At 66.3% G+C, this 7,957-nt stretch carries 8 protein-coding genes; all 8 read left to right on the top strand.

Going from position 1 to position 7,957, the window contains the following annotated elements:
- Positions 1 to 620, top strand: a 620-nt coding sequence (locus AC1D12_RS17830) for a type I glutamate--ammonia ligase (protein ID WP_477841933.1), incomplete at its 5' end; no start/stop codon positions are given.
- A 21-nt stretch (positions 621 to 641) separates the two neighbouring features.
- Complete coding sequence (locus AC1D12_RS17825) at positions 642 to 2,024, top strand: aspartate aminotransferase family protein (RefSeq protein WP_477841931.1); 1,383 nt, start codon at positions 642 to 644, stop codon at positions 2,022 to 2,024.
- A gap of 47 nt (positions 2,025 to 2,071) precedes the next feature.
- A complete protein-coding gene (locus AC1D12_RS17820; protein WP_477841929.1) occupies positions 2,072 to 3,184 on the top strand; it encodes a polyamine ABC transporter substrate-binding protein in 1,113 nt (370 codons plus the stop codon).
- A gap of 11 nt (positions 3,185 to 3,195) precedes the next feature.
- Positions 3,196 to 4,305 (top strand): ABC transporter ATP-binding protein, encoded by a 1,110-nt coding sequence (locus tag AC1D12_RS17815; protein ID WP_465113593.1) that lies wholly within the window; start codon positions 3,196 to 3,198, stop codon positions 4,303 to 4,305.
- Positions 4,302 to 5,219, top strand: coding sequence for an ABC transporter permease (locus tag AC1D12_RS17810; protein WP_047512587.1), 918 nt, complete (start codon positions 4,302 to 4,304; stop codon positions 5,217 to 5,219). The genes AC1D12_RS17815 and AC1D12_RS17810 overlap by 4 nt, the downstream gene beginning before the upstream one ends.
- Positions 5,216 to 6,064, top strand: a complete 849-nt coding sequence (locus tag AC1D12_RS17805) for an ABC transporter permease subunit (protein ID WP_477827298.1) — start codon at positions 5,216 to 5,218, stop codon at positions 6,062 to 6,064. The genes AC1D12_RS17810 and AC1D12_RS17805 overlap by 4 nt, the downstream gene beginning before the upstream one ends.
- A 39-nt stretch (positions 6,065 to 6,103) precedes the next feature.
- The gene (locus tag AC1D12_RS17800; protein WP_465113594.1) at positions 6,104 to 7,516 is read left to right on the top strand and encodes a DUF3138 family protein; all 1,413 of its coding nucleotides are present in this window, start codon (positions 6,104 to 6,106) and stop codon (positions 7,514 to 7,516) included.
- A 25-nt stretch (positions 7,517 to 7,541) separates the two neighbouring features.
- On the top strand, positions 7,542 to 7,957 hold a 416-nt coding region (locus tag AC1D12_RS17795; RefSeq protein ID WP_477841926.1), incomplete at its 3' end, for an aldehyde dehydrogenase family protein.

Below are 7,957 nucleotides of genomic sequence, written 5' to 3'. Positions count from 1 at the left end.
CCTTCATGGCCAAGCCGATGGCCAACGAGCCGGGCAGCGCGATGCATGTGCACCAGAGCATCGTCAGCAAGCTGACCGGCAAGAACATCTTCAGCAACGAGGACGGGTCGCCGTCGAAGGAGTTCTTCTGGTACATCGGCGGGCTGCAGAAGTACACGCCGGCGGCGATGGCGCTGTTCGCGCCCTACGTCAACTCGTACCGCCGGCTCGCGCGCTCGACCGCGGCGCCGATCAACATCCAGTGGGGCACCGACAACCGCACGGTGGGCATCCGCTCGCCGGTGGCGACGCCGGCGGCGCGGCGCGTCGAGAACCGCGTGATCGGCGCCGACGCGAACCCGTACGTGGCGCTCGCCGCCACGCTCGCCTGCGGCTACCTCGGCATCAAGAACAGGATCGAGCCGGCCGCCGAGTGCAAAGGCGACGCCTACCTGTCGGAGTACCAGCTGCCGCGCTCGCTGAGCGAGGCGCTGGGCTGGCTCGCCGACGAGAAGGACCTGCACGACGTGCTGGGCAAGCCGTTCATCACCGTCTACTCCGAGATCAAGGAGATCGAGCACGACGAGTTCATGAAGGTGATCTCGCCGTGGGAGCGCGAGCATCTCCTGCTGCATGTGTGAACAAGATCCGGAGACTTTGCGATGACTGAAACCAAGCGCAATACGAAAGACTGGCAGGCCGCCGACGCGGCGCACTACCTACATCCCTTCACCGACTTCAAGTCGCTCGCGGCCAAGGGCTCGCGCATCATCACCAAGGCCGACAACATCTACCTGTGGGACAGCGAGGGCAACAAGATCCTCGACGCGATGTCCGGCCTGTGGTGCGTCAACGTCGGCTACGGCCGCCAGGAGCTGATCGACGCGGCGACCGCGCAGCTGAAGCAGCTGCCGTTCTACAACTCGTTCTTCCAGACCGCGACGCCGCCGGCGATAGAGCTGGCCGAGCTGCTGGCGCAGGTGACGCCGCCGCAGTTCAAGCATGTGTTCTTCAGCGGCTCCGGCTCCGAGGGCAACGACACCGTCGTGCGCATGGTGCGGCGCTACTGGGACGTGCTCGGCCAGCCGGAGCGCACGGTGATCATCAGCCGCCACAACGCGTACCACGGCTCGACGATGGCCGGCGCCTCGCTCGGCGGCATGAGCGGCATGCACGCGCAGGGCGGGCTGCCGATCCCGGGCATCACCCACATCGAGCAGCCGTTCTGGTTCGAGAACGGCCAGGGCATGAACCGCGAGGAGTTCGGCATCCGCGCAGCCGACTGGCTGGAGTCGAAGATCCTCGAGGTCGGCGCCGACAAGGTGGCCGCCTTCATCGGCGAGCCGGTGCAAGGCGCCGGCGGCGTGATCGTGCCGCCCTCGAGCTACTGGCCGGCGATCCAGCGCATCTGCGACAAGCACGGCATCCTGGTGGTGTCCGACGAGGTCATCACCGGGTTCGGGCGCACCGGCCGCTGGTTCGGCTGCGAGACGATGGGCTTCAAGCCCGACCTGATGACCTTCGCGAAGGGCGTGACCTCGGGCTACATCCCGCTCGGCGGCGTGATGGTCGGCGATCGCATCGCGAAGGTGCTGATCGAGCAAGGCGGCGAGTTCAACCACGGCTACACCTACTCCGGGCACCCGGTGGCGTGCGCGGTGGCGCTGGCCAACATCCGGCTGATCCAGCGCGAGGGGCTGGTCGACCGCGTGCGCACCGAGCTCGGGCCGCATCTCGCGGCGCGCTTCGCCGAGCTCGGCGAGCATCCGCTGGTCGGCGAGGCGCAGACCTGCGGAATGATGGGTGCGCTGCAGCTGGTGAAGGACAAGTCGGCCAACCGCGTGTTCGACAGCGCGCTCGAAGTCGGCATGGTGTGCCGCGGCCACTGCTTCGGCAACGGGCTGATCATGCGCGCGGTCGGCGACCGCATGATCGTCGCACCGCCGCTCGTGATGACGATCGCGCAGGTCGACGAGATGGTCGCGCTGATCCGCAAGTGCCTCGACCTCACCCTCGCCGACGTCAGGCAGCGCGGCTGGCTCTGATCTTGCGTTCGACGATTCAGGTTCGGATTTCTCTCAACACGAAGGACATGACCATGAAGCAGGTGTTCGGTGCATTGGGATGTGCGGTGGCTGCAATGCTGTGGGGCACGGCGGCCGTTGCGCAGGAGGAAGACAAGGTCATCAACATCTACAACTGGTCCGACTACATCGCCGAGGACACGCTGGCCAACTTCGAGAAGGAGACCGGCATCAAGGTGCGCTACGACAACTTCGACAACAACGAGATCGTCCATGCGAAGCTGGTGGCCGGCAAGAGCGGCTACGACGTGGTCGTGCCGTCGTCGTACTGGGCCAAGCTGCAGGCCGACGGCGGGCTGCTGCGCAAGCTCGACAAGAGCAAGCTGCCGAACCTGAAGAACATGGACCCGCAGACCCAGGCGACGCTCGCCAAGCTGGACCCGGGCAACGACTACATGGTGGACTGGCTGTGGGKCTACACCACGGTGGGCATCAACGTCGACAAGGTGAAGGCCGCGCTCGGCAGCCTGCCGATGCCCGACAACGCCTGGGACCTGGTGTTCAAGCCGGAGTACATCAGCAAGCTGAAGTCGTGCGGCGTGTCCTTCCTCGATTCGCCGACCGACATCGTGCCGGCCGCGATGCACTATCTCGGCAAGCCGGCGTTCTCGCGCAACGCCGGCGACTACCAGGCGGTGCCGGACCTGCTGAAGAAGATCCGTTCGTCGGTGACCTTGTTCAGCTCGTCGGGCTACATCAACGACATGGCCAACGGCTCGATCTGCGTGGCGCTCGGCTGGTCGGGCGACATCAACATCGCCCGCCAACGCGCGATCGACAGCAAGACCGGCCAGAAGATCGAGGCGCTGATCCCGAAGACCGGCGGCGTGCTGTTCTTCGACACGATGGTGATCCCCGCCGATGCGCCGCACCCGGACAACGCGCACAAGTTCATCAACTACATCATGAAGCCCGAGGTGCATGCGTCGCTGACGAACAAGGTGTTCTACGCGAACCCGAACAAGGAATCGCGCAAGTTCATCAAGCCCGAGGTGGCGAGCAACCCGACGGTGTTCCCGGGCGATGCCGACATGCAGAAGATGGCGCTGCCTGATGCGGTGACCAACGACATCCGGCGCACGATGACGCGCATCTACACCTCGTTCAAGACCGGCGTCTGAGCGAGGCTGCGATGACCAGCACACCGCAAGCCGGTTTCCTGCGCATCGAGGACGTGGTGAAGGATTTCGGCGGCGGTGCCGTCGCGGTCAACCACGTCAGCGTCGACATCGCGAAGGGCGAGATCTTTGCGCTGCTCGGTTCGTCGGGCTGCGGCAAGACAACGCTGCTGCGCATGCTGGCGGGCTTCGAGACGCCGACCTCGGGCCGCATCGTGCTCGACGGCAAGGATCTCGCCGGCCTGCCGCCGTATGCGCGGCCGTTGAACATGATGTTCCAGTCGTACGCGCTGTTCCCGCACCTGACGGTGTGGGACAACATCGCGTTCGGGTTGCGGCGCGACCGGCTGCCGAAGGGCGAGATCGCCGAGCGGGTCGACGCGATGCTGAAGCTGGTGCAGCTCACCAAGTACGGCAAGCGCAAGCCGCACCAGCTGTCGGGCGGCCAGCAGCAGCGGGTGGCGCTGGCGCGCAGCCTGGCGAAGAAGCCGCAGCTGTTGCTGCTGGACGAGCCGCTGGGGGCGCTCGACAAGAAGCTGCGCGAGGAGACGCAGATCGAGCTGGTGAACATCATCGAGGAGGTCGGCGTGACCTGCGTGATGGTGACGCACGACCAGGAAGAGGCGATGACGATGGCCTCGCGCATCGCGGTGATGAGCGAGGGGCGCTTCCTGCAGGTCGGTCCGCCGGCCGACATCTACGAGACGCCGGCGACGCGCTTCGTGGCCGACTTCATCGGCAACGTGAACCTGATGGACGGTGCGGTCACCGAGGACCAGCCGGACCACGTGGTGATCACCTGCCCCGATTGCACGCACTACGTGGGCCACGGCATCACCGGCACCGAGGGCATGGAGGTGACGGTGGCGCTGCGGCCCGAGAAGATCCAGCTCTCGCGCCAGGCACCCGACGGCGAGCACGGGCCGCACAACCGAGCCCGCGGCAAGGTCAAGAACCTCGCGTACTTCGGCAGTTTCACGGTGTTCCACATCCAGCTGCCCAGCGGCGCGATGCTGAAGGTCAGCCAGAACAACGCCGAGCGGCATCGCGACGACGTGCTCACCTGGGACGACGAAGTCTGGGCGCATTGGTCGCCTTCGGCTCACGTGGTGCTGACGCAATGAGAGCGCCGAGCTGGTGGAGAGGGAGAAGCGCCGTCATCGGCATTCCGTATCTGTGGCTGCTGGTGTTCTTCCTGGCGCCCTTCCTGATCGTGCTGAAGTACAGCGTGTCGGAAATGGGCGCCGTGACGCCGAACGACATCACGAGCGTCGCCGATGGCGCACTGAAGATCACGCTGAAGTTCGGCAACTACGTCTTCATGACYGGCGACGCGCTGTACTTCAAGGCATACGTGTCGAGCCTGAAGTTCGCGGCCATCACCACCCTGCTCTGCCTGGCGATCGGCTACCCCTTCGCCTATTTCATGGCCCGGGCGAAGCAGTCGCTGCAGCCGGCGCTGCTGATGCTGGTGATGCTGCCGTTCTGGACGTCCTTCCTGCTGCGCGTCTATGCCTGGAAAGGCCTGCTCGAGGAAGGCGGTTGGGTGCATCGCATCGTCGTCGGGCTCGGCCTGGACCAGTTGCTGGTGCGCGCCGACATGATCGACGTGCCCGGCAAGCTGATGAACACGCCCTTCTCGCTCGTGATCGGCATGACCTACACCTACCTGCCGTTCATGATCCTGCCGCTGTACGCCAACCTCGCGAAGATGGACCTGCGCCTGCTCGAGGCCGCCGCCGACCTCGGCGCGACACCCTGGCAGGGGTTCTGGCGCATCACCGTGCCGCTGTCCAAGGCCGGCATCATCGCCGGCTCGATGCTGGTGTTCATCCCCTGCGTCGGCGAGTTCGTCACCCCCGAGCTGCTCGGCGGACCGCAGACGCTGATGATCGGCCGCGTGCTGTGGGACGAGTTCTTCAGCAACAACGACTGGACCATGGCCTCCACCGTCGCCGTCGTGCTGGTGCTGCTGATCGTCTTCCCGCTCGCCCTCTTCAACAAGTACCAGGTCGAGAGCCAGGAGCGCAGGCGATGAGCGGCACCGTGCACCCCAAGGCCGCCTGGTTCGGCCGCGCCTGGCTCGTCGGCGGCTTCGTGTTCCTGTACCTGCCGATCGTCACGCTCGTCATCTACTCGTTCAACGCGTCGCCGCTGCCCACCGTGTGGGGCGGCTTCACCTTCGAGTGGTACGGCAAGCTCGTCAACGACCGCGAGATGCTGTCCGGCCTGTGGCTGTCGCTGAAGATCGCCTTCCTCAGCGCCTGCGGCTCGGTCCTGCTCGGCACGCTCGCCGCCTTCTCGCTCGTCAAGTACCGGCGCTTCACCGGCCGCACGCTCTTCAACGGCCTCGTCAACGCGCCGCTGGTGATGCCCGAGGTGATCTGCGGGCTGTCGCTGCTGCTGATGCTGGTGTCGGTGCAGAAGGCCGTCGGCTTCCCCGAGCGCGGGCTGATGACGATCTGGCTCGGCCACCTGCTGCTCGGCATGTCGTACGCCACCGTCGTCGTGCAGGCCCGCCTGCAGGACCTGAACCCCTCGCTCGAAGAGGCCGCGATGGACCTCGGCGCCAAGCCCTGGCAGGTGTTCACGCTGGTCACGCTGCCGATGATCGGCCAGGCGCTCGCGTCGGCCTGGCTGCTCACCTTCAGCCTGTCGCTCGACGACGTGGTGGTGTCGGCCTTCCTGTCCGGCCCCGGCGCCACCACGATGCCGCTGGTGATCTTCTCGCGCGCCCGGCTCGGCCTGAACCCGAGCGTCAATGCGGTGGCCACCGTGATCATCGTGATCGTCGCCATCTGCGTCGCGGCGGCCAGCCTCTACATCGCGCGCGCCGAGCGGCGCCGCCTCCAGGAAATGAACGCGGCGCAGCGTGGCGCCTGACACCAGAACACCCCGAATCCAACCCCGAGGAGAAAACCGATGAAGTTCGCGAAGCTCTCGACCCTGGCGCTGGCCGTCGCCGCTGCATGGGCAGCCCCCGCCCAGGCGCAGTCGAACAAGGAGTTGATGGACGAGCTGAAGGCGATGAAGCAGCGCATCGCCGACCTCGAGAAGAAGCTCGCGGAGAAGTCGGGCCCCGACGGCAAGCCCGCCGAGAAGCAATGGGGCATGACCCCCGAGCAGGTGCAGGAGTTCAACCGCATCGCCATCAAGACCGAGGCGCTCGAAGACGGGATGGAAGCCCAGGGCCTGAAGGGCCTGAAGATCAGCGGCTACTTCGACCCGAGCTACATCTACAACAAGAACCAGCACCGCGCCGGCTTCCAGTTCCTGAACCGCGTCTCGGACGACGGCTACAACTACGACAACTCCTACTTCGGCGTCGCGAGCCTCGATTTCCAGAAGGAGATGGAAGGCGGCACCAAGTGGCGCCTGACGCTGATGCCCAACCGCGGGGCCGGCTCGATCGCCGACCCGGACGGCAACAGCATCGTGCACGAGGCCTCGGTGTCGATCCCGCTCGGCGACCTGCAGACCCGCTTCATCGCCGGCCAGATCCCCGACTGGTCAGGCTACGAGTACGTGCAGCCGACGCAGACCAAGCTGGTCACGCGCGGCCTGCTGCTCGACTTCACCGAGCCGACCGCCTACACCGGCGCCGGCATGGAGTTCATCCGCGGCAAGTGGGACACCAAGCTGCTGATCGCCAACTACAACAAGACCAAGCAGGGCGCCAACCAGAAATCGCCGGTGTTCGCCTACCGCGTCGACTACTCGAAGGGCGAGTTCAACGGCTTCGGCTTCGCCGGCGTGCATGGCAAGGTCGCCAACTTCTCCGAGAGCGCGATCGACCCGACCACCCTCGAGGTGATCCCGCAGGACGATTCCCGCCTCGACCTGTTCGAGATCGATGGCTACTTCATCCGCGGCGACTGGACGGTGCAGGGCCAGGTCGGCTTCGGCCGGCAGCGCAATGCCTCGATCGTGCCGGCCGCCGACGGCAGCCTGCGCGACGCGCAGTGGTGGGGCCTGTCGGCGCTCGCGGCCTACAAGTTCGAGCCGCGCTTCGAGGGCGTGGTGCGGGCCGACTACATCAACAACAAGAAGAACGGCGGCGGGCTGCTGCAGTACTCGGTGGCCGACGACCGCAACGGCATCGGCCCGGATCCGGCGCTGGGCTGCGCCCCGGGCGCGCTGGTCGACGGCTGCGACGACGGCGCGAACCGCTATGCGCTGGCGGTCGGCTTCAACTACCTGTGGACCCGCAACACGACCCTGAAGGCCGAATACCGGCTCGATCGCGCGACACTGCCGGTGTTCCTGGACACCGGCGACGGCAGCTACAAGAAGAGCAACCACCTGCTGGGCGCGTCAGTCGTGGTGTCGTTCTGATCAAGGTCCTGACGAAGGAGACAGCATGAGCTCGATCGACTGGGCAGCACGCGTGGCCGCATTGCAATTCGACGGCCGCGCCGTGATCAACGGCCAGCGCGTCGCGGCACAGGACGGCGAGACCTTCGGCTGCGTGTCGCCGCTCGACGGCCGCACCCTCACGCAGGTGGCGCGCGGCCGGGCGGCCGACATCGATGCCGCGGTGGCCTCGGCACGCCGCGCCTTCGACGACGGCCGCTGGTCGCGCAAGGCGCCGGCCCAGCGTAAGAAGGTGCTGCAGCGCTTTGCCGAGCTGATCCTCGGCGCGAAGGAAGAGCTGGCCCTGCTCGAGACGCTCGACATGGGCAAGCCGATCAAGTACAGCCTGAGCGTCGACGTGCCCTCCACCGCGCGCTGCATCGCCTGGTATGCCGAGGCGGTCGACAAGGTCTACGACGAGAT

The sequence above is a fragment of the Rhizobacter sp. P1_G5 genome, from assembly GCF_056405435.1.
The sequence above is the reverse complement of the archived record's forward strand: the minus strand, read 5'-3'. Positions and strand labels throughout refer to the sequence as shown.

Bases quoted from the DNA above. Each gene is read 5' to 3' on its own strand.
- AC1D12_RS17825 (WP_477841931.1), top strand. From the start codon at position 642: ATGACTGAAACCAAGCGCAATACGAAAGACTGGCAGGCCGCCGACGCG.
- AC1D12_RS17815 (WP_465113593.1), top strand. From the start codon at position 3,196: ATGACCAGCACACCGCAAGCCGGTTTCCTGCGCATCGAGGACGTGGTG.
- AC1D12_RS17805 (WP_477827298.1), top strand. From the start codon at position 5,216: ATGAGCGGCACCGTGCACCCCAAGGCCGCCTGGTTCGGCCGCGCCTGG.
- AC1D12_RS17800 (WP_465113594.1), top strand. From the start codon at position 6,104: ATGAAGTTCGCGAAGCTCTCGACCCTGGCGCTGGCCGTCGCCGCTGCA.